Here is a 20,845-nt window from a genome sequence, read left to right on the forward strand (position 1 = left end):
GTCCTCGTCACACGCCTGACATGGCGTGCTGCCCGGATGTTAGGAATTGCCATCGACAATTCATAATTTCTATTTTCAATAGAGCGATATAGGATGTGTCTATGTCGATAACGATCAAGCAGCTGCAACACTTCGTCGCTGCAGCGCACACGGGGCAGGTGTCCCGCGCAGCCCAGCGCTGCTATGTGAGCCAGCCGTCGCTGACCACGTCGCTCAAGAACCTGGAGTCGACGCTGAAGGTGCAGCTCTTTACGCGGCACTCCGACGGGCTGCGGCTCACGGTGCAGGGCGAGGGCTTTCTTCGGCATGCGGAGCACATGCTGCACACGCTCGATGCGGCGGTGGAGGAAACGCGCAACTCGGTGTCCGCGGTCGAGGGACGGGTGCAGATCGCCATCACCGACACCGTGTCCGAGTACATGCTGCCGAAGATCATCGGCGCGATGCGCAGGCAACTGCCGCTGGTCGAGTTCGAGCCTGTGGAGCGCAACCGGCTCGAGATCGAGAACGGCCTGCGCAGCGGCGAATTCGACCTGGCCGTGGTCCTGGTGTCGAACCTCTCGCGCGCGCCGGACATCCGTCGCGAGAACCTGCTGAAGTCGGAACGCCGCCTGTGGACGTCGTTCGACCATCCGCTGGTGACGCAGAAGTCGGTGTCGCTGCGCGAGATCGCGCAGATGCCCTTTGTGCTGCTGGACATGGACGAGCACGTGGACACCGTGAGCCGCTACTGGAGCGCGATGAAGCTCAAGCCCAAGGTCGTGTTCCGCACCAAATCGATCGAGGCCGTGCGCAGCCTCGTTGCACAGAACGTGGGCGTAACGATCTTGTCGGATCTGGTGTTTCGCCCGTGGTCGCACGACGGTGGGCGCATTCGCAGGACGGTGGTGTCGAGCGCGGTGCCCTCGATGGACCTGGGTCTGGCCTACCGGCGCGGGGCCGTTCTGTCCGAGGCCACGGCGGCCTCTGCGAGCACCTTGCGGTTGCTGGCCAAGACACTCACGAGAGAGTCACAGCCGCGCATGGACGACGAGCCGCAGTAGCTTTCTCGCCGCGGCGGTCCGCCGCGCGCGCGCATGGGACCCAAGTCCTATGCGGCAAGAACTTCATGCGTCGACATCGACTTGTCGAACAGGGAGGCGATGCGATCGCCTGCCGGAGAGCAGGCCAGGAAGCACGGCCCCCGTCAGTCCCACGTCCGATTCCCACCTCGCTGAAATTGCCGCCGGTACGCAGAAGGCGTCGCCCCCACGATCTGTCCGAAGCGGCGCGCGAACTGCGTGGGCTCGCCGAAGCCGGTGCTCTCGCCGATCTCCGCGGCGGAGGCGCCAGTGAAGACCAGCAGCGTCTTGGCGCGCTCGATCCGGCGTTCGGTCACCAGCTCCAGGAAGGTCTTGCCCGTTTCGCTCTTCAGCAGGTGGGCCAGGTGCGTGGGCGACACATGGCTCGCATGCGCCGCGTCCGCCAGGTTCAGCTCCTGCGCGAGGTTGCGGCTGATGTAGCGGATGCAGCGCAGCACCGCCGGCCGGTACGACTGCAGGGCCAGCCCCTGCGCCTCGCAGTTGCGAAACTGCTCGCCGTAGCGGCGCCACACCATGCCGATCAGGTGGAGCAGATGGCTGCGAATGAGCAGGTGGCTGGCGGTGTCTTCGCCCGGCGGCCGCTGCGCTTCCTGTGCCATGCGTTCGCACAGCGCCTGCAGCTGCTGGGTCTCGGTGTCATCAAAGCGGAAATCCAGGCAATGCTGGAACCGGAAAGGCGCGAGCTCGGGCGCGCGTGACAACGGCACCTCCGACAGCTCGAACACATCGAGGTCCAGCGACGGCAGCAAATACTCCTTGCTGATGTTGATCACGTGGAACACGCCGTCGGCCGCGTTCGGGATGTAGTGCACCAGGAACGGCAGCACGAAGCTCACCGTGCCGGCGCCGATGGCGCGCTGGCTGCCGCCGATGTAGTGTGTGGTTTCGCCCCGCGTGTTGACGTAGATCTGGAAGTACTCGTGCCGGTGCGGCACCGGATTCGGCAGGCAGTTGCTCTGGTCGTGGATGCCGAAATAGGCGCGCTGTGCCCGCGCCGCCATCGTGTAGTTGCTGATGGCGGCACGCGCGGCACCGGCGCGGGGCGGCGGCGCGAATTCGTCGGGGGAAGGCGTGGGTGGCATGAAGAGCGGATCTCAAGATCGCAAGGATTGCATATCTTTGCGCAAGCCTGCGCGTTGAGGTGAGAAGGCCTCGTTCCTAGACTCTAGCCACTCCTTTCCAAACCATCCAGAGAGACAAACCCATGTCCCCTCAACCGACGGCCGAGCGCGCGACCGATAGCCGTAGCGACGCCCTTCAAGTCCAGCCCATCTCCATCGACATCGTGGACAGCGACCAGCGCTTTCCGGTGCGCCGCGTCTACTGCGTGGGCCGCAACTACCTGGCCCACATCCGGGAGATGAAGGAAGGCGACGAGCGCGATCCGCCGTTCTTCTTCCAGAAGCCGTCCGACTCGGTGGTGACCGACGGGCGCGTGCCCTACCCCTCGCTGACGGACGACTTCCAGTTCGAGTTCGAACTCGTCGTGGCCATCGGCAGCGACGCATCGAACGTGTCGCCCGAAGACGCGCTGGACCACGTGTTCGGCTACGCCGCGGGCCTGGACATGACCCGGCGTGACCGCCAGCGCGAATGCAACAAGCGCGGCCTGCCGTGGGAACAGGGCAAGTCGTTCGACCACTCGGCGCCCTGCGGCCCGATCCATCCGGTGGCGAAGGTCGGGCACATCCGTTCGGGAACGCTGAACCTCTCGGTGAACGGCGCGGTGCGGCAAGACTCGGTGCTCGAAAAGATGATCTGGAACGTTCATGAAATCGTCAGCGAGCTCTCGAAGCAATACCGCCTGCTGCCCGGCGACCTGATCTTCACCGGCACGCCCGAAGGGGTCGGCCCGGTGCAACGCGGCGACAAGCTCACCGGCCGCATCGACGGGCTCGCGCCCCTGCAGGTCGAGATCGTCTGAGCCCGCAACAGCAGCACACGGAGACCCCATGAAACCACTCGAACGCATCTCGTACTCGTCCATCGCGGACCGCCCCGCCTTGAAGCTGCCCGGCGGCAAGCGGCTGGCCGTCTGGGTGATCGTCAACGTCGAGGAATGGAACATCGACGAGACCATGCCCCGCACCGTGCTGACGCCACCAGCCGGCGGCTCGCCGATGCCCGACATCCCGAACTGGGCCTGGCACGAGTACGGCAACCGCGTCGGCTTCTGGCGCATGCTGGAAGTGATCGACGCGCTCGGCATCAACGCCACGCTCGCCATCAACGGTTCGGCCATCGGCGCCTACGAGCCCATCGCCAGGGCGGCAAAGGAACGCCAGTGGGAGTTCATCGGCCATGGCTTCGGGCAGCGCAACATGCAGAAGGTGCCCGACGAGGTCGAGGACATCGCCAAGACCACCGAGGCCATCCGCGCCTACACCGGCAAGCGCCCGCGCGGCTGGCTCGGCCCGGGGCTCACCGAGACCTGGCACACCCCCGACATCCTGGCCGAGCAGGGCTACGAGTACGTGTGCGACTGGGTGCTCGACGACCAGCCCGTGCGGCTGAAGACGCGCGACGGCGGCTCGATCGTGAACGTGCCCTACACGCAGGAATGCAACGACGTGGCGATGATGCTGATCCAGCACCACAAGGCCAGCGAGTACCGCGACCGCGCCATCGACCAGTTCGAACAGCTCTACGCCGACGCGAAAGATTCGGCCCGCGTCATGGCGCTGGTGGTGCACCCGTACATCATGGGCGCACCGCACCGCCTGCGTTACTTCCGCGAGGCGCTGGCGCACATCCAGCAACACGACGACGTGGCCTTCCTGACCGGCGAGCAGATCCTCGACTGGTACGGCGCGGCAAGCACCGCAGCCACCGCGGCCTGACCCTTCGCCGGCACAGCGCCGGCGACCCCGTGCAACGAACGAACAACAAACAGATTTCTCGCTCGACGAGAAGGAGACGACACGTGCATTCCTCAACCTCGGTCATTTCCCCAGCCGCCGGTGGCGCGCGCCGCGAGGCGCCCATCACTGCGCTGGAGATCGGCATGTTCCTGGTGCTGCTCGCCTCGTACGCGCTCAACGCGATGGACCGGCAGATCTTTCCGCTCATTGCCGCGGACGTGCGCAAGGAGTTCGGCTTCAGCCTGGCCGACACCGGCCTGCTGTCGACCATCTTCACGCTGGGCATGGCGGTGGCCGGCGTTCCCACGGGCTACCTGCTGGCGCGGCTGTCGCGCAAGACGGTGCTGCAGATCGGCATTGCGATCTTCTCGCTGGGCACGCTGCTGGCGGCCTACTCGCACGGCTTTGCCGACATGATCGTCTACCGCGCCGTGACCGGCATCGGCGAGGCGATGCAGCTGACGGTGGTGATCGCCATTGCCGCGAGCTACTTCGCGCGCTACCGGGCCACCGCCGTGGGGGCCATTAACTTCTCCTTCGGCATCGGCGCGATCCTGGGGCCGCTGCTCGGCGGCCAGCTGATCGGCGTCGAGCGCGACTGGCGCCTGCCGCTCATCGTGTTCGGCGTCGCGGGCTTCGCGGCCATGGCGATCATCGCGCTCACCGTGAGCAAGCGCATGACCGAGAACGTGGCGGCCACCGGCGGGCGCACCGACCAGCGCGGCGCCACCACGCTGTGGAACCGCAACACGGCCCTGCTGACCGGCATGAGCGTCATCGGCGGGCTCTGCATCTACGGCTACCTGGGCATGTACCCGACCTTCCTGCGCGAGCACCTGCACTACACGCCTTCGGACACCGGCCGCGTGATGAGCACCTTCGGTTTCGGTGTGTTCGCATCGATCTTCGGCGGCTGGCTGGGCGACCGCTTCCATCCCAAGCTCGTGCTCTCCGCAAGCTTCGTGGGCACCGGCCTGCTGGGCTTCCTGATGTTCTCGGGACCGACCGACATGGTGGTGCAGTCGGCGTTGTCCTTCGCGTGGGGCTTCGTCGTGAGCGGCGTGCTGTACGTGAACCTGGCGGGGTATCACATCAAGGCGGTGCATGCCTCGCTCACGAGCCGCGCCACGGGCGTGTTCGTCACCACGCTGTACGGCGCGGGTGCGGTCGCGGGCTTCGTCATCGGCGGCATCGCTTCGCGCTTCGGCTGGAGCACGGCCGGGCTGGTGCAGATCACGCTGCTGGCAGCGCTCGGCGTGGGGCTCACGCTGCTGCTGCACACCGACCGCATGTCGCTGCCGGCGCGCAAGCCGTGATGCTGCTCGACGGGGCGCTGCTCGGCGGCGCCGCGGCCCTGGCCGGTGCGCTCAACGCCGTGGCGGGCGGCGGCAGTTTTCTGACGCTGCCGGCGCTGGCGATGGTCGGCGTGCCGCTGGTGTCGGCCAACGCCACCGGAACCGCCGCGCTGCTGCCGGGCTACCTGGCCGGTGCCTGGGCATTGCGCAAGGAACTGTCGGGCCCGATGTCGCCTTCGCTCCTGCGGTTGGGTGTGCTGTCGGTGCTCGGCGGCGCGGCCGGTGCGGCGCTGCTGCTGTCGACCTCGAACCATGCCTTTGCCCGCATCGTGCCGTGGCTGCTGCTGGCCGCGACGCTGCTCTTCGCGATCGGACCCGGCCTCGTGCGTCGCAGGATCGCCACCGCCGACAACAGCCACAAGCCCCGGGGCCGTTGGCTCGCCGACCTGGGCATCTTCGCGGTCGCGGTCTATGGCGGCTACTTCAACGGCGGCCTCGGCATCCTGCTGCTCGCCATGCTCGGCGCGCTGGGGCACACCGACATGGGCCGCATGAACGGCATCAAGAACTTCGTCTCCGCGATCCTGACGCTGATCGCCGTCGCGATCTACGCGGCCAGTGGCGCGATCGTCTGGACCTACGCGCTGTGGATGGCCCTCGGTGCCACGGTGGGTGGCTATGCCGGCGGCATGCTCGCACGGCGACTGAAGCCCGAGGTGGTGCGCGGCTTCGTCGTGTTGACGGGGTTGGCGATGACCGCGGCGTTTCTTCTCAAGGCGTATTGAGCGGGCTTTCGTTTCCTCTTCTTTCCATCACTTCAATCACTGGCAACTACTGGGTCTGGACATGCAAACAACCAAAAGAGACTTCACCCGTTTTGTAGGCGCCCTGATGGTCGCCGCCACCGGTGCGCCAGCGCTCGTCGGCTCGGCGTCGGTGTCGGCCCGCACCGCGCGTGCGCCCGCATCGCCCAGCATCCGCCGTGGCAGCTACCTGATCCGCAACGGCGCGGTCATCACGGTCGACCGCGCCAAGGGTGTGCTGCCGCGTGCCGACGTGTGGGTCCGCAACGGCGTGATCGAGAAGATCGGGCGGGGCCTGAGCGCACCGGCCGGCGCGGAGATCATCGATGCGACCGACATGATCGTCATGCCGGGCTTCGTCAATTCGCACTATCACATGTGGAGCGCCATCGGCCGCAGCTTCACCGCGCGCGACGGCGGCTTCTCTTACTACCCCGCCAAGAACGCGACCTCGACCCTGTACACGCCCGACGACTTCTACAACAGCGTGATGCTGGGCTGCGCCGAGCTGGCGAACGGCGGCACCACCACCGTGCACAACTGGTCGCACAACACCCGCTCCCCGGCCCATGCCGATGCCGAGCTGCGTGCGCACCAGCACGCGCTGCTGCGCGCCCGCTACGCCTACGGCCACGTCGACAAGATGCCCGCCGACGAACTCAACCGCTACGACGACCTGGCGCGCGTGCGGCGCGAGTGGTTCGGCGAGCGCTCGCCGTTCGACGGGCTGGTGCACCTGGGGCTGAACCTGCGCGGCCCGCAGCAGAGCACCGACGCCGTGTTCCACGAAGAGATGAAGGCCGCCAAGGCCAGCGGCTTGCCCGTTGCGATCCACGCACCGCAGGAGGCACCGAACAACGTCGATGCGGTCGACTACGAACGGCGCGGCTACCTCGGCCCGGATTTCATGCTCGCGCACTACGTGCCCGCCAGCACCGCCGACCTGGCGGCCATGGCGCGCACGAAAACGCCGCTGTCCTTTGCCACGCACTCCGAGTTGCGGCTCAGCGGCACCGGCGATGCGCGTGCCGCGCTCTTCGCGATGCGCAACGCGGGCCTGACCATTTCGTTGTCGAGCGATGCGACCTCCATCGCACCGCCGGACATGTTCGAGGCCATGCGCTTCACCTGGAACCTGGGCGTGCCGTGGGCCGGCACGCCCAGCGCGCAGTCGAAGGCGATCGGCGTGCCCGAGGCGATCGAGATGGCGACCCTCAACGGCGCCATCGCCATGGGGCTGGGCGACGTCACCGGCTCGATCACCGAAGGCAAGCGCGCCGACCTCATCCTGGTGCGCACGCAGGACCTGAACATGGGCCCGGTCGGCAACGTCGAGACCGCCATCGTGCAAAGCGGCAGTGCGGCCAACGTCGACACCGTGATGGTCGACGGCCGCATCGTGAAGCGCAACGGGCGGCTGCTGGCCTACGACACGCGCGGCATCATGGGGCGCGCGCGGCAATCGGCAGACCGGATTCGCGCCGCGGCGAAGGAAACCCTCACGTCCTGAAGCCCGAGCCGCGCTTGCTGCAGCGGCTTCGCGGCAGACTCGCGCGGACCGAGGCTGCCGACAACGTCAATCGCGATCCTCGTAGTAACGGCGGTGCTGCTCGCGCTCCCATTGCCGGCGACGCCATTCACGGCGCTCTTCCCAACGTTGCGCGCGGCGCTCTTCCCACCGTTGCGCGCGGCGCTCCTCCCAACGAGCGTTGGGCTCGTAGTAGACCGGTGCCGGAACGGAGTAGACCGGCTGTGCGGGCTGGTAATAGGTCGGGGCCGGCCGCGAGTAGACAGGCGCCGGCTCGTAATAGACCGGTGCGGGCTCACCCACGACCACGCCGGGCAGGTTCACGCCGATGGACCAGCTGGTGCCCGCGTTGGCGGATGCAACGGTCAACAAGGCGCCGGCAGCCACGAGACCTGCGGCAGCCAACTTGAGAGCGGCTCTGGGAAAAGTCATTTCAACTCCTTGGGGGCAAGAAATAGCCCCGATGCGTCACCAACGCCCGGCTGCACGGCGCCGCGTACATCGCCACGGTGAAGAACGTTCCCAAATGTCACACCATCGGCCCATCGCCCGGTGTGGAACCGTTTTCTCTTTTTCGTTTTTGATTCGATTCCTGAGCGCGCTCTGTATCCGCAACTCTTCAGGGTTATCACTGTAGAAACGTTTCCACGCCCGCTTCAAACTTGGGCCATGACCGGCGCCGCATTCCTCTCTCCTGCACCTTCCGCACGGCTGCCGTTGCGGCCACCGCCCTACGAACCCGAGGTCGCGGCGGCGATACAAAGCACCGCGTTCAAAGGCCTGTCGCCGCTGAACCTTCGGCTGGCGCTCGCGAATCACAGCAAGCTCGGTCCGGCCTTCCAGGCCATGGCGCATGTGGTGCTGTTCCAGTGCGCGCTGCCCGAGCGCGACCGCGAGATCGCGATCATCCGCACCGGCGCGCTCACGCGGTCCGAGTACGAGTGGGGGATGCATGTCAGCATCTACGCAGAGAAATGCGGGCTCGATGCCGTGCAGGTCCGCGAGCTCACCGAAAGCGACGACTGGCACGCGCTGTCGCCGACGCGATGGACCGACAAGGAACGCCTGATCGTCCGGATGGTGGACGAGCTGCACCGCCATTCCACGGTCTCCGATCAGACCTGGCAGTCGCTTTGCGCGGGCTGGCCGCAGGCGCAGGTGATCGAGCTCATCTTCGCGTCGAGCTTCTATCACATGGCTGCCTTTTTTCTGAACAGCGCCGCCGTGCCGCTGGAGCCAGGCGCGGAGCGCTTTTCTGCCCCGCTTGCGCAAGCGAAGGTGGCGGCATGAAGGCCAAGGTCACCATCCGCGAAGTGGCCAAGGCCGCCGGCGTGGCCATCGGCACCGCGTCGCGCGCGCTGAACCGCACGGGGCGTGTCAGCGAACAGGCCATCGCCGCGGTCACCAAGGCGGCACGCGACCTCGGCTACACCCCCGACGCGGTGGCGCAGAGCATGCGGACCCGCTCCACGGGCGTGGTCGGGCTGCTGGTGTCGGACCTGGCCAATCCGCTGTATGCGCGGATCATCACGGCGGTCGAATCGCGGCTGCTGACGGCCGGCTATGCACTGCTGGTGGCCAGCACCCACAACGACGGCCAGCGGGAGAAGACGCTGGTCGACCTGTTCCGGCGCCGGCGCGTCGACGGGCTCATCCTCGGCCCCTGCCAAGAGGAAACCCCGGCGTACCTCGACCAGCTGGCGGCGGACGGCCCGGTGATCGCGCTGGACCGCGACTTCCAGGGCGACAACGCGGGCGTGCACGTCGACCACTGCCACGGCGCCCTTCAAGCCACGCGCTACCTGCTGAACCTGGGCCACACGCGCATCGCGCTGCTCACGCCCGGCAGCGTGCTGCGCCCGGGCCGCGAGCGCATCGTGGGCTACCGGGACGCCTTCGCGGAGCGCGGCCTGCAGCCCGACCCCAAGCTGATCCGCGCGGAGAAATCGGCGATGGACTTCGCCTTCAGCGAGGCCCTCTCGCTGCTGGGCTCGCCCGCGGCGCCCACGGCCTTCCTCTGCCTGGGCACCCGCATCCTGTCGGGCGTGCTGCAGGCGCTGCGCCACTCGGGCCGCCTGGCGCCCGATGACGTCAGCGTCGTCAGCATCGGCGACACCGACCTGTCGCAGCTTTTCAGTCCGGCGATCACCTCGCTGACCTGGGACCTGGAAGCGGTCGGCACCGCGGTGGCCGAACTGCTGCTGCGGCGACTGGACAGCACGGCACCACTCGAGCAGGAACGCATTCTTCTGACCACGCAGATGGTGCTGCGCGAATCCTGCGGCCCGGTCGCCAAGGCAGCCACCGGTGCCGTCGCTGCCCGCAAGACAACGAGAACCGCCCCATGACGCAGCGCCTGAAGGACAAGGTGGTCCTCGTGGTCGGCGCCGGCTCCATCGGCGGCGACATCAGCAACGGCGCGGCCTGCGCCGTCACGTTCGCACGCGAAGGCGCGACGGTGATCTGCGCGGACCGTTCGCCGGAAGCGGCGGCGGCGTCAGTGCGCCGCATCGAGGCCATCGGCGGCATCGCCCAAGCCTTCGAGGCCGATGTGCGCAGCAGCGAGCAGATCCGGCAGATGGTGGCGCACTGCATCGCGCGCTTCGGCCGCATCGACGTGCTGCACCACAACGTCGGCATCGAGGAGTTCGGCGAGTTGATCGAGGTCACGGAAGAGTCCTGGGACCGCGTGCACGCCATCAACCTCAAGGGCCCCATGCTCACGGCGCGCGAGGTGGTGCCGCACATGATCCGCCAGGGCGGCGGCTCCATCATCAACATCTCCTCCATCGCCAGCCGCAAGTGGAGCCCGATGCAGTTCCTGTCGTACAGCACCTCCAAGGCGGCGCTGAACCACATGACGCGGGTCGTGGCCCGCCAGTACGCGCAGCACCAGGTGCGCTGCAACGTGATCGTGCCGGGCCTGATCGACACCCCGCATGCCGCCGCCCTCTTCAAGGACGAGAAGGAGGCGCAGGCGGGCCGCGAGATGCGCAACGCGCGCTGCCCCATGGGCCGCCAGGGCACGGCGTGGGACGTGGCCCATGCGGCGCTGTTCCTCGCCTCCGATGAATCCAGCTACGTGACGGGCCTGGAGCTGGTGGTCGACGGCGGCCTGTCCCTGTAGGTCGGTATCCGAACCATCCCAAAGAAGGAGACAACACCATGCGCAAACTGTGGATTGCAGCGCTCGCGGGCCTCGCGTTCGCCGCCCATGCCGAAACGCCCGCGGACTATCCGACGCGGCCGATCCGCTTCGTCCTGATCTCGGCGGCGGGCAGCGGCGGCGACGCGCTCGGCCGGCTGCTGGCCGACAAGATGGCGCCGCTCGTCAAGGGCGTCTTCGTGATGGACAACAAGCCGGGCGCCAGCGGCGCCATCGCCACCGACTTCGTCGCCAAGGCGCCGGCCGACGGCTACACGATCGGCATCGGCGGCGCGACCACGCACGTGCTGCTGCCCGCGAGCAACCCCAAGCTCTCGTACGACTCGGTCAAGGACTTCGCGCCCATCGGGCAGGTCGGCACCGCCTCGATCCTGCTCATCGCGACCAACGACTTTCCGGCGAACAACGCCAAGGAGCTCATCGCGCTGGCCAAAAAGTCGCCGGGCAGCGTGCAGTACGCCAGCTGGGGAATCGCCTCGACCGGCCATTTCTGTGGGGAGCTGTTCAACCTGCGCACGCAGGCGCAGATGAGCCACATCCCCTACAAGTCGGTGGTGCAGATCCAGACCGACATGCTGGGCGGCCACGTCAAGCTGGCCTACGTGGACATGGCGTCGGGCTCGCCGATGGTCAAGTCCGGCAAGGTGAAGGCGATCACCGCCTGCACCTCGCGCTCGCCCAGCCTGCCCGACGTGTCGAGCTACGACGACGAGGGCATCGATTTCGCGGGCAAGCGCATGGGCGCATTGCGCTGGGCGCTGTACGCACCGGCGGGCACGCCCAAGCCCATCGTGAGCAAGCTGTCCGCCGCGCTCAAGCAGGTGCTCGAGATGCCCGACGTGAAGACCCGCCTGCTCGACCTGGGCATCACCGCCGCCTTCGTCGGCGGCGACGAGCTGCGCACCATGACCGCCGCGGACATCGAGGGCTGGAAGCAGATCGCCAAGGCCGCGAACATCAGCAATGAGTGACGCCGCCCTCCTCCCCCTGCTGCAGGGTCGCGTCGCCCTGATCACCGGCGCCTCGCGCCCGCGCGGCATCGGCCTGGCGACGGCGCGGCTGTTCGCCCGGCACGGTGCCCGGGTGGCGCTGCTCGACCTGGACGAAGACGAGGCACAGGCAGCGGCCGAGTCGATCGGGCCGGCGCACATCGGGATCGGCTGCGACGTGCGCGATGCCGGCGCCTGCGCGTCCGCGGTGGCGCGCGTCCTGCAATGGGCCGGCCGCATCGATGTGCTGGTGAACAACGCCGCCATCACGCAAAAGCGCAGCGTGCTGGAAGTGAGCGCCGAGGACTTCGAGCAGGTCGTGTCGATCGCCCTGCGCGGCACGCTGCAGATGGCGCAGTGCGTGATCCCCACCATGGTCGCGCAGCGCAGCGGCTCGATCATCTGCATCTCGTCGATGTCTGCGCAGCAAGGCGGCGGCGTGTTCGGCGGCAGCCACTACTGCGCCGCCAAGGCCGGCGTGCTGGGCTTCATGCGCGCCATCGCCAAGGAGCTGGGCCCGCAGGGCGTGCGCGCCAACGCCATCGCGCCCGGCTTGATCATGACGGACTTCTCGCGCGGCGCGAACTCCGACGACAACAAGCACGCGCTGGGCAAGACATTCCCGCTGGCCCGGGTCGGCCAGCCCGAAGACATTGCGGGCGCATGCCTTTACCTGGCGTCCGACCTGTCGTCCTTCATGACGGGCGCCACGCTCGACGTCAACGGCGGCGCGTACATGCGCTGAGCGCACCACCAAGGCACCAAGGAGTCCATTCAATGAGCATGCTGTTCGGCAGCGCACGCCAGGTCGGCTATGTCGTCCACGACATCGAGAAGGCCATGGCCCACTGGTCCCGCACGCTGGGCGTGGGGCCGTGGTTCTACAAGGAAGAAGTCGGCACGACCGAGTTCAATTACTACGGCAAGCCCTCGCGCCTGCCCCGGCTGTCCATTGCGCTGGCCAATTCCGGCGACCTGCAGATCGAACTGATCCAGCAGCGCGACGACGCGCCGTCGCTCTACCTCGATTCACTGCGCCGCGGCGGCGAAGGCGCCCAGCACCTGGCCTACTGGACCGACGACGGCTTCGACCCGGCCGTGCAGCACCTGCTGTCGATGGGCTACGTCGAGGGCCACAGCGGCCGCATGGGGATGCGGGGACGCTTCGCCTACTTCGTCCATCCCGACCTGCCCGGCGGCATGTTCGAAATCTCCGAGATGGCCGGCGGCAAGGGTGAGTACTTCCGCGAGATCCGGCGCGCAGCCCAGGGATGGGACGGCAAGGACCCGATCCGCCGCATGGGCGCAAACGCCGCCGCGCCCACGCCATGACGGTCGCGGTTCAACCCATTCGACAAACAGCAGGAGACCCCGTGGACACAGCAACGCTTCAGGCGGCACGCATCCAGACCGTGCGCGACCACATGGCGCTCGAATGCACGCAGGAGTGGGATGCGGTGATCGACACGTTCCAGCATCCGCGCTACGAGATGCACGGAAGCGGCGTGGTGTTCGACGGCGAGGAGGAAGTGCGCGGCTATTTCAGCAGCTCGCGCACGCCGTTTCCCGACCTGGCCAACGAGATCATCGCCATCGCCGCCGACCAGGACACCGTGCTGGTCGAGTTCTGGCTCAGCGGAACGCACCTCGGCCCGCTGCATGCCAACGGCAACGTGTTCGACGCGACCGGCCGGAAATTCCGCATCCGCATGGCCGCGACCTTCGAGTTCGCACCGGGCAGCGACAAGATCGTGTGCGAGCGGCCCTACTCCGCGGCCGATGCGAAGCTGCGAGCGCTGGGGTTGATCTGAAACAGCGCGAGGCCCGGCCGCATTTCGCAGGGGCCGGGCTGCCGCCGCACGAGGCGCTGGCGCGCAACGCGCTCAGGCGGCGGGCGTGAAAAGCACCGTCCCTTGCGCGAGCACGCTGGTCCGGTCGTCCGCGCTCTTGATCGCACCTTGCAATTCGAGGACGCAGCCGCCCTTCGCATGCGCGGCCATCGACGTCACGCACCACTCGATGAGCACGGTCTCGCTCGCCCGCACGGGACGCAGCAGGTCGACCGAGAAGTTCATGCCCAGCACCTTCCCTTTCGTGGCGAAGTGGCTGGCGGTCAGCCCCATGAGCAGCGAGGTGGTGTGGGTCGCGCTGGCGATCAGGCCGCCGAAGCGCGTGCCCTGTGCAAACGCCGCATCGTGGTGCAGCGGGTTCTCGTCTCCCGCCGCCAACGCGAAGGCACGCACCTGCGCTTCGTCGAAGGTGTGGGGTCGCGAGAAGCGGTAGCCGGGCGCGACCGGCGCCAGGGCTGCGGCGGCTTCGCACTCAGCCATGGCTGGCGAGCCGGGTGATGGCGTCCTGGCTTCCGGCCTGCTGGCGCAGGCGGAACTTCTGGATCTTTCCCGTGGCCGTCTTCGGCAAAGGCGTGAAGATCACGCGGCGCGGGCACTTGAAGTGCGCCAGCCGTTCGCGGCAGAACGCAATGATCTCCTGCTCGGTGGGCGCGGCGGCACCGGTCTTCAGTTCGATGAACACGCACGGCACCTCGCCCCACTTGGGGTCGGGCTGCGCCACCACGGCGGCATGCAGCACCGCCGGGTGTCCATGGACCACGTCCTCGATTTCGACCGACGAGATGTTCTCGCCGCCCGAGATGATCACGTCCTTCGACCGGTCGGTGATCTGCGCATACCCGTTGGCATGCAGGACGGCGACGTCGCCGGTGCGGAACCAGCCGTCGGCGAGCGCCTTGCGCGTGGCCGCCTCGTTCTTGAAGTAGCCCATCATCACGGTGTGGCCGCGCAGCATGAGCTCGCCCGCCGATTTACCGTCGGGCACGACGGGCGCGAGCGTGTCGGCGTCGCCGACCATGAGGCCTTCGAACATGGCGGCGCGCACGCCCTGGCGCACGCGCAGCGCGCCCTGCTCGGCGGGCGCCAGATCGTCCCAGCCGTCCTGCCACACGCAACTCACCGGCGTGCCCGACACTTCCGTGATGCCGAAGACGTGCTCCACGTCGAAGCCCATCGCCAGCACTGCATTCAGCACGGCGAGGGGCGGCGGCGAGCCGGCCGTGAGCACGCGCACGGGGCGCGGCAGGCGGGTGTCTTTCGCCGCGTCCGCGAGCATCGCCATCACGACGGGCGCTGCGCAGAGGTGATCGATCGGGTGCCGCTCGATGGCCTCCAGCACCGCGTCGGCGGACACCCGGCGCAGGCAGACATGGGTGCCCGCGGCCGCCGTCACGGCCCAGGTGAAGCACCATCCGTTCGCGTGGAACATGGGCAGGGTCCACAGATACGTCGGCGCGCGGGGCATCGCCCAGTTCGTGATCTGCAGCAGGCTCATGAGGTAGGTGCCGCGGTGGCTGGCGACCACGCCCTTGGGGTCTCCGGTGGTGCCGGAGGTGTAGTTCAGCGCAATGGGTTGCCACTCGTCGCCGGGCCACCTGCCGGAGAAGTCGGCGTCCCCGCTCGCCAGCAGCGATTCGTAGTCGGTCTCGCCGATGGGTTCGCCGGGTGGTGCGAGGTGGTCGTTGATGTCGATGACCGCGGGCGCGCGGTCGAGCAGCTTCAACGCAGCGGCCACCGTGGCGGCGAACTCGCGGTCGACCAGCAGCAGCTTGCATTCGCCGTGGCGCAGGATGAACGCGATGCCTTCGGCGTCCAGGCGATGGTTGATCGCGTTGAGCACCGCGCCGGCCAGCGGAACGCCGAAGTGGGCCTCGAGCATGGCCGGCGTGTTGGGCGCGAGCACCGACACCGTGTCGCCCGGCGCGATGCCTCGCATCGTCAGCGCGGACGCCAGGCGGTGGCAGCGCTCGCGCGTCTGCGCCCAGGTTCGCGTCAGATCGCCGTGCACCACCGCCACGCGGTTCGGATGCGCGAGCGCCGCGCGGTCGAGAAAGCCCAGCGGCGTGAGCGGCACATGGTTCGCCGCGCAGCGTTCGAGGCCCCGTGCATAGGATGGCGCGCTCATGCGGTGGTCTCCTTGGTGGTGTCGTGGAAGGTCGTGAAGGCGGACACGGGCTCGCGCTCGGTGACCAGCGAGTTCTCGACCGACGCTGGGTCGGCATAGCCCAGGCTCATGCCGCAGACCAGCATCTGGCCGGCGGGAATGTCCAGCAGGTCCGCGATCTGGCGATGGAATTTCAGGAACGCGGCTTGCGGGCAGGTGTGGAGGTTGCGGCCGCGCGCGGCCACCATCACGCTCTGCAGGAACATGCCGTAGTCCAGCAGGCTGCCTTCCTGGAGTTCGCGGTCCACCGTGAAGAACAGGCCCACGGGCGCATCGAAGAAGCGGTAGTTGCGCCCGTGCTGCAGGTGCATGCGCTGCTTGTCGCCCTTGGCGATGCCGAGCAATCCGTAGAGGTCCCAGCCGACCTTGCGGCGCCGCTCCAGGTACGGCGAAAACCATTCGCGCGGGTAGTAGTCGTAGGGTTCGAGCAGCTCGCCCGACCGGCCGGGATCGTCGTCGAGCGCGGCAATCGCAGCCGACAGGCGGGCCTTGGTGGGCCCCGTCAGCACATGCACATGCCAGGGCTGCATGTTCATGCCGGAAGCGCTGTAGCGCGCGGTCGAAAGGATCGCCTCGACCTCGTCCCTGGGCACCGGCCGGGGCAGGAACGCCCTGACGCTGCGCCGGGTGGCAATGGCCCAGTCGACCGCGCCCCGCAGCGCCTGTGCCTCCAGCGGCGACGCCATCGTTCGGTTCATTCCGGTTTCCTTTCGTTCTGACTGTCGCGAGATGCGGTGTCGAAGGAAGGTTAGTTCTGCACGCGCCGCGCTTCCATGCCCGCGCGTCCCGATCTGGATGGGGCGTTCGGACATCCCGCGCCCCGGCAAACGCCGGGAGCTTTGGCTTATCCCGAGGTGGGCGCAGACGAGCGATAGGCGCCGGGGCTCACGCCCGTCCATTTCTTGAAGGCGCGATGGAAGGCGCTGGTTTCCTGGAAGCCGGTGCGGGCCGCGACTTCGGCCACCGTCAGCGAGGCGCTCGACAGCAGGTCGATGGCGATGTCGCGCCGCAGGTCGTCTTTCACGCGCTGGTAGCTCACGCCCTCCTGCTGCAGGCGGCGTTGCAGCGTGGTGCCGGAAACGCAGAGTTCCTGCGCGAGCTTTTCGAGTTCGGGCCACGCCTCGGGCATCTGGCTGCGCAGCCGGTGGCGCACCTGGGCGCTGGTGCTGGCGTCGTTGCGGTACTTGACCAGCAGGTTGGCCGGCGCTTTCCGCAGGAAGTTGTCGACCGTGGCCGGCGACTCCGCGATCTTCAGGTCCAGCAGGTCGCTGGCGAAGCTGATGTGCGTGGTCTGGCCGTTGAACTTCACGTTCTCGCAGAAGCGCGTGCGGTAGTGGCTGTCGTCGGCGGGCGGCGGGCACCGGAACTGCATTTCGCGCAGGGGAATGCGCCGGTGCACGAGCCAGCACGCCAGGCCGTGGACCAGGATGAACCAGGTGCCGTAGCCGAACAGCCGGCGCAGCACGCCGCCGTCATGCAGCACGACGCGCGCCTCGTCGCCCTCGCAGACCAGCTCGCCGCGAAAGTCGTCCAACGTGGCGTGAAGGAACCTCAGGATGCGGCGCAGGGCATGCGCCAGGTTGTCGGCGTTGACTGCCGCGCGCGTCATGAGCGCATAGCCGCCGCGGCGAAGACCGTGGCTGTCCAGGCCGAAGAACTCGTCGTCCATCAGGTCGGCCAGCGCCACCCACATCTGCGAGTACGCCGCCGCCGAGACGCGCGCACGCGGCGCGTTCAACAGTTCGCGATCGATCTTGGCGCTTTCGAGGACGCTGCGGATGTCCATGTTCCGCAGCGCCGCGGCATGGATCGCCTCGTGCACCAGTTCAATGGACACGGTTCCCTTCAAGCCTGCAGACTTCATATGAACTCGCTCAAGAATCAGTGAGGGGACAAGCCCTTTTATAAGCGCGTTTCGCGCGCACGGGATGCGGCCTCGAGGAGCCCGCGGGTCCAGGGCGCCGGGGCCGAAGAGCAGCCGCCGCGTATGAATCGATGGCGCTTTCGTATGAAATTCCCGGGTCGCTGTCCGACAAACCGGTCGCCCGCAGCCTCCGTATCCAAGGTGGGCCTCTTCCACAACCAGCTCCTACCGAGGGTGACAGCAATGAACTTCGTTCGAATTCCTCTGCATGCCTGCGTTCTCGCGGCATGCGCGATGACGGCATCCGGCGCTTTTGCCTCCAGCCACCGCGAGGCGCCCTCGATTGCCGGCATGCCGAAGGTGGACGCCACCGATTTCTACATGTTCCGCAGCTACGAAACCGGCCGCCAGGACTACGTGACGCTCATCGCCAACTACCAGCCCGACCAGAGCCCGTACGGCGGCCCGAACTACTTCACGATGGACCCCAACGCGCTGTACGAGATTCACCTGGACACCGACGGCGATGCGGTCGAGAACATCACTTTCCAGTTCCGCTTCAAGAACACGCTGCGCGACATCCAGCTGCCGATCGCGGGCAAGCAGGTCTCCATTCCGCTCGTGCAGGCCGGCGGCATCACGGGCCCGAACCAGGCCACCAGCAACCTGCGCGAGACCTTCACGCTGAACATCGTGCGCGGCGACCGCCGCACCGGCGCCAGCGAGGCCGTCACCGCGGCCGGCGGCACCCGGGAATTCGACAAGCCCACCGACAACATCGGCGACAAGACCTTCGGCGGCCCCTCGGGTTATGCCGCCTATGCGGCGCAGCACCTGTACAACGTCAACATCCCGGGCTGCGCGGCGCCAGGCCGCGTGTTCGTCGGGCAGCGCAAGGACCCGTTCAGCGTGGCGCTGGGCCAGGTCTTCGACCTGATCAACCTGAACCCGCTGGGTGCGCCGAACGGCAACCCCGACGCGCTGGCCGGCAAGAACGTCACCACCATGGCGCTCGAAGTGCCCATTGCCTGCGTCACCACCGCCGGCAAGCCGATCATCGGCGGCTGGACCACCGCGAGCGTGCGCCAGGGGCAGCTCGTCGCCAGCCCGCCCAAGCGCGGCCACGGCACCACCACGCTGGCCGGCGGCGCCTGGGCACAGGTCTCGCGCCTGGGCATGCCGCTGGTCAACGAGGTCGTCATCGGCCTGAAGGACAAGGACCGCTTCAACAGCTCCAGGCCGAAGGACGACGGCCAGTTCGCCGACTACGTGACCAACCCGACGCTGCCTGCGCTGGTGCAGACGCTGTTCCCCTCGGCACCGGCGCCGACGAACTTTCCGCGCACCGACCTCGTGGCGGCCTTCCTGACGGGCGTCGAGGGCGTCAACAAGCCCGCCAACGTGACCGCCTCGGAAATGCTGCGCCTGAACACCGGCATTGCGCCGACACCCAAGGCAGGCCAGAACAACCTGGGCGTGCTCGGGGGCGACACGGCCGGCTTTCCGAACGGCCGCCGTCCGGGCGACGACGTGGTCGATGCCGAGTTGCGTGTCGCGATGGGCGTGCTGTGCGTGGCCACCGGCGCCACCGACACGCTCAAGGTCGGCTGCAAGCCGTCCGACGCGCCCGCAGGCGCCGCGGCGATCACCGACGGCGCGATGCAGAGCGCGGCGCAGTTCCCGGAAACCTTCCCCTACCTGAACACGCCGCTGCCGGGCGCGCAGTAAGGACAACGCCATGAACCACACGTTCTATCGCATCGCCGGCCCGCTCCTGGTCGTCGCCACGCTCGCGGGCTGCGGCGGCGGCGGTGGGGGCGGCGGAGGTTTCAGCTTCTATCCGTTCCCGCCCGGCACACAGGGACAACAGCCGCCGCCCACGACGCCCCCGCCGCAGGCGGATGCGTACGACACCTTCATTGCCTACGTGAAGGCGTTGGTGAACGGCGGCGGGCTCGACACGGCCGAAGCCGCCGACGTGGCGGTGTTCGACTCGCCGCCGACCTCCGAAACGAAGGACCCGGTTTCCACCGAGTGATGACCGTGCGACGACACCTGCTGCCCGCGTCCGCATGGCGGGCAGGTGCCGCCGTCCTCGCCATGGCTGCCGCGATGGCGTCTGCCGGCGCCGCCCCGCGCGTGCCCGCCGACGACAACGAGGTGGTCGAATCGCTGCCGACGGTCGCCGGATGGTCGCGCGAGGCGCGTGCGATGCGCCGCGAACTGCAGCAACGCCCGACGGACGCGGCCGTGGCCATTGCCGCGGCCGCCCGCTATCTCGAGCTGGCGCGCTCGCAGGGCGATGCACGCTACGCCGGCCATGCCATGGGCGCCCTCGCCCACTGGGCTGCCCTCCCGCCCTCCGGGACACCGCCGGCCGTGCTGGTGATGCGCGCCACCATCGCGCAGTTCCTGCATGACTTCGACGGTGCGGAAATGCTGCTGAAGGCCGCGCTCGCGCGGCAGCCGTCCAATGCCCAGGCACTGATCACGCTGGCCACCATCTACCGCGTGCGCGGCCGCTACGACGACTCGGACGCGGCGTGCCGCGCGCTCGGTCGCGTCGGCCCGGCGCTCTACGGCCTGGCCTGCATGGCGGAGAACGCGGGGCTGCGCGGCAACCACGGCGAAGCACGCGACGCATTGAAGACGCTGCTGGAAGCGCCCAGCCTCCAGGCCCGCGAACAGGCGGGCACGCGCCAGTGGCTGCTCACCAGCCTGGCCGAAATCGAGGAGCTCGCCGGGCGCCCCGCCGAGGCCGGCGTCGCGTATCGCCTCGCCCTGCGAGCCGAGCGCTCGGGCTATCTGCTGCTTGCCTACAGCGACTACCTGCAGCGCGCCGGCCGGTCCCGGGAGATTCCCGCCCTGCTCGACACCGAGGCGCGCAGCGATGCGGTGCTGCTGCGCATGGCCATCGCCGCGCGCGGCCTCGAGGGTGCACGCACGGCCACGGCCGCGGCCGAACTCAAGGCCCGCTTCGACGCGGCGGCCGAGCGGCCCGGCACCGACGCAGTCCATGCGCGCGAAGAAGCGATGTTCGCGCTCGACGTCGAGGGCGACGCAAGGCGCGCACTCGACCTCGCCAGGCTCAACGTGCAACTGCAGCGCGAACCCATCGACCTGCTGCTGTTCGCACGCGCGGCCGTCGCGGCCAAGGACGAGCCGGCGCGTGCCGAAGTCAGGGCGCTGGTGCGGCAGATCGGCCTGCGCGATGCGCGCGTCGATGCGCTGCTTTGAAACGCC

At 68.2% G+C, this 20,845-nt stretch carries 22 protein-coding genes; 16 read left to right on the forward strand and 6 right to left on the reverse strand.

Annotation, left to right across the window (positions count from 1 at the left end):
* The first annotated feature begins 101 nt into the window (after positions 1-101).
* Positions 102-1,043, forward strand: coding sequence for a LysR family transcriptional regulator (locus RZE79_RS20005; protein ID WP_319356256.1), 942 nt, complete (start codon positions 102-104; stop codon positions 1,041-1,043).
* 143 nt (positions 1,044-1,186) lie between these two features.
* Here the strand turns inward: RZE79_RS20005 and RZE79_RS20010 are convergent, their stop codons facing one another.
* On the reverse strand, positions 1,187-2,164 hold the full coding sequence (locus tag RZE79_RS20010; RefSeq protein ID WP_319356258.1) for an AraC family transcriptional regulator: 978 nt from the start codon (positions 2,162-2,164) through the stop codon (positions 1,187-1,189).
* Positions 2,165-2,286: 122 nt separating this feature from the next.
* Between RZE79_RS20010 and RZE79_RS20015 the strand changes: the two genes are divergently transcribed.
* The 5 genes from RZE79_RS20015 (at position 2,287) to RZE79_RS20035 (ending at position 7,551) form a co-directional block, all read left to right on the forward strand.
* The gene (locus tag RZE79_RS20015) at positions 2,287-3,006 is read left to right on the forward strand and encodes a fumarylacetoacetate hydrolase family protein (RefSeq protein WP_319356260.1); all 720 of its coding nucleotides are present in this window, start codon (positions 2,287-2,289) and stop codon (positions 3,004-3,006) included.
* Between the two features lie 28 nt (positions 3,007-3,034).
* The gene (locus RZE79_RS20020) at positions 3,035-3,922 is read left to right on the forward strand and encodes a polysaccharide deacetylase family protein (protein WP_319356261.1); all 888 of its coding nucleotides are present in this window, start codon (positions 3,035-3,037) and stop codon (positions 3,920-3,922) included.
* A gap of 83 nt (positions 3,923-4,005) precedes the next feature.
* Complete coding sequence (locus RZE79_RS20025) at positions 4,006-5,259, forward strand: MFS transporter (RefSeq protein WP_319356263.1); 1,254 nt, start codon at positions 4,006-4,008, stop codon at positions 5,257-5,259.
* A gap of 2 nt (positions 5,260-5,261) precedes the next feature.
* Complete coding sequence (locus tag RZE79_RS20030; protein ID WP_319361233.1) at positions 5,262-6,023, forward strand: sulfite exporter TauE/SafE family protein; 762 nt, start codon at positions 5,262-5,264, stop codon at positions 6,021-6,023.
* A gap of 61 nt (positions 6,024-6,084) precedes the next feature.
* Positions 6,085-7,551 (forward strand): amidohydrolase family protein, encoded by a 1,467-nt coding sequence (locus RZE79_RS20035; protein ID WP_319356265.1) that lies wholly within the window; start codon positions 6,085-6,087, stop codon positions 7,549-7,551.
* A 66-nt stretch (positions 7,552-7,617) separates the two neighbouring features.
* On the opposite strand, the gene RZE79_RS20040 is transcribed toward RZE79_RS20035, so the two are convergent.
* The gene (locus RZE79_RS20040; RefSeq protein ID WP_319356267.1) at positions 7,618-8,001 is read right to left on the reverse strand and encodes a hypothetical protein; all 384 of its coding nucleotides are present in this window, start codon (positions 7,999-8,001) and stop codon (positions 7,618-7,620) included.
* A gap of 120 nt (positions 8,002-8,121) precedes the next feature.
* Between RZE79_RS20040 and RZE79_RS20045 the strand changes: the two genes are divergently transcribed.
* The 7 genes from RZE79_RS20045 to RZE79_RS20075 are packed head-to-tail and all read left to right on the forward strand — an operon-like array spanning position 8,122 to position 13,535.
* Complete coding sequence (locus tag RZE79_RS20045) at positions 8,122-8,859, forward strand: carboxymuconolactone decarboxylase family protein (RefSeq protein ID WP_319356269.1); 738 nt, start codon at positions 8,122-8,124, stop codon at positions 8,857-8,859.
* On the forward strand, positions 8,856-9,917 hold the full coding sequence (locus tag RZE79_RS20050; protein ID WP_319356271.1) for a substrate-binding domain-containing protein: 1,062 nt from the start codon (positions 8,856-8,858) through the stop codon (positions 9,915-9,917). Before RZE79_RS20045 ends, RZE79_RS20050 begins: the two co-directional genes overlap by 4 nt.
* Positions 9,914-10,696 carry a glucose 1-dehydrogenase gene (locus RZE79_RS20055; RefSeq protein WP_319356272.1) on the forward strand — a complete coding sequence of 261 codons (783 nt, stop codon included), beginning with the start codon at positions 9,914-9,916 and terminating at the stop codon, positions 10,694-10,696. Before RZE79_RS20050 ends, RZE79_RS20055 begins: the two co-directional genes overlap by 4 nt.
* A 38-nt stretch (positions 10,697-10,734) precedes the next feature.
* Positions 10,735-11,706, forward strand: coding sequence for a tripartite tricarboxylate transporter substrate binding protein (locus RZE79_RS20060; RefSeq protein WP_319356274.1), 972 nt, complete (start codon positions 10,735-10,737; stop codon positions 11,704-11,706).
* Positions 11,699-12,469: an SDR family NAD(P)-dependent oxidoreductase gene (locus RZE79_RS20065; protein WP_319356277.1), complete on the forward strand. Its 771-nt coding sequence runs from the start codon at positions 11,699-11,701 to the stop codon at positions 12,467-12,469. The genes RZE79_RS20060 and RZE79_RS20065 overlap by 8 nt, the downstream gene beginning before the upstream one ends.
* Before the next feature lie 32 nt (positions 12,470-12,501).
* The gene (locus RZE79_RS20070; protein WP_319356279.1) at positions 12,502-13,056 is read left to right on the forward strand and encodes a VOC family protein; all 555 of its coding nucleotides are present in this window, start codon (positions 12,502-12,504) and stop codon (positions 13,054-13,056) included.
* Between the two features lie 41 nt (positions 13,057-13,097).
* On the forward strand, positions 13,098-13,535 hold the full coding sequence (locus RZE79_RS20075) for a nuclear transport factor 2 family protein (protein WP_319356281.1): 438 nt from the start codon (positions 13,098-13,100) through the stop codon (positions 13,533-13,535).
* 72 nt (positions 13,536-13,607) lie between these two features.
* Here the strand turns inward: RZE79_RS20075 and RZE79_RS20080 are convergent, their stop codons facing one another.
* The 4 genes from RZE79_RS20080 to RZE79_RS20095 form a co-directional block, all read right to left on the reverse strand.
* The gene (locus RZE79_RS20080; protein WP_153283419.1) at positions 13,608-14,054 is read right to left on the reverse strand and encodes a MaoC family dehydratase; all 447 of its coding nucleotides are present in this window, start codon (positions 14,052-14,054) and stop codon (positions 13,608-13,610) included.
* Positions 14,047-15,699, reverse strand: a complete 1,653-nt coding sequence (locus RZE79_RS20085) for an AMP-binding protein (protein WP_319356284.1) — start codon at positions 15,697-15,699, stop codon at positions 14,047-14,049. Before RZE79_RS20085 ends, RZE79_RS20080 begins: the two co-directional genes overlap by 8 nt.
* Positions 15,696-16,436 (reverse strand): nitroreductase, encoded by a 741-nt coding sequence (locus RZE79_RS20090; protein WP_319356286.1) that lies wholly within the window; start codon positions 16,434-16,436, stop codon positions 15,696-15,698. The genes RZE79_RS20085 and RZE79_RS20090 overlap by 4 nt, the downstream gene beginning before the upstream one ends.
* Positions 16,437-16,582: 146 nt before the next feature.
* Entirely contained in the window at positions 16,583-17,602 is a 1,020-nt protein-coding gene (locus RZE79_RS20095; protein ID WP_153283416.1) for an AraC family transcriptional regulator, read from the reverse strand.
* Between the two features lie 243 nt (positions 17,603-17,845).
* Between RZE79_RS20095 and RZE79_RS20100 the strand changes: the two genes are divergently transcribed.
* The 3 genes from RZE79_RS20100 to RZE79_RS20110 are packed head-to-tail and all read left to right on the forward strand — an operon-like array spanning position 17,846 to position 20,839.
* Positions 17,846-19,330: a DUF4331 domain-containing protein gene (locus tag RZE79_RS20100; RefSeq protein WP_153283415.1), complete on the forward strand. Its 1,485-nt coding sequence runs from the start codon at positions 17,846-17,848 to the stop codon at positions 19,328-19,330.
* A 10-nt stretch (positions 19,331-19,340) separates the two neighbouring features.
* The gene (locus RZE79_RS20105; RefSeq protein WP_319356288.1) at positions 19,341-19,640 is read left to right on the forward strand and encodes a hypothetical protein; all 300 of its coding nucleotides are present in this window, start codon (positions 19,341-19,343) and stop codon (positions 19,638-19,640) included.
* A gap of 5 nt (positions 19,641-19,645) precedes the next feature.
* On the forward strand, positions 19,646-20,839 hold the full coding sequence (locus tag RZE79_RS20110) for a tetratricopeptide repeat protein (protein WP_319356290.1): 1,194 nt from the start codon (positions 19,646-19,648) through the stop codon (positions 20,837-20,839).
* Positions 20,840-20,845 lie beyond the last annotated feature (6 nt).

The sequence above is a fragment of the Variovorax sp. EBFNA2 genome, assembly GCF_033802765.1.
Taxonomy (GTDB): domain Bacteria; phylum Pseudomonadota; class Gammaproteobacteria; order Burkholderiales; family Burkholderiaceae_C; genus Variovorax; species Variovorax paradoxus_H.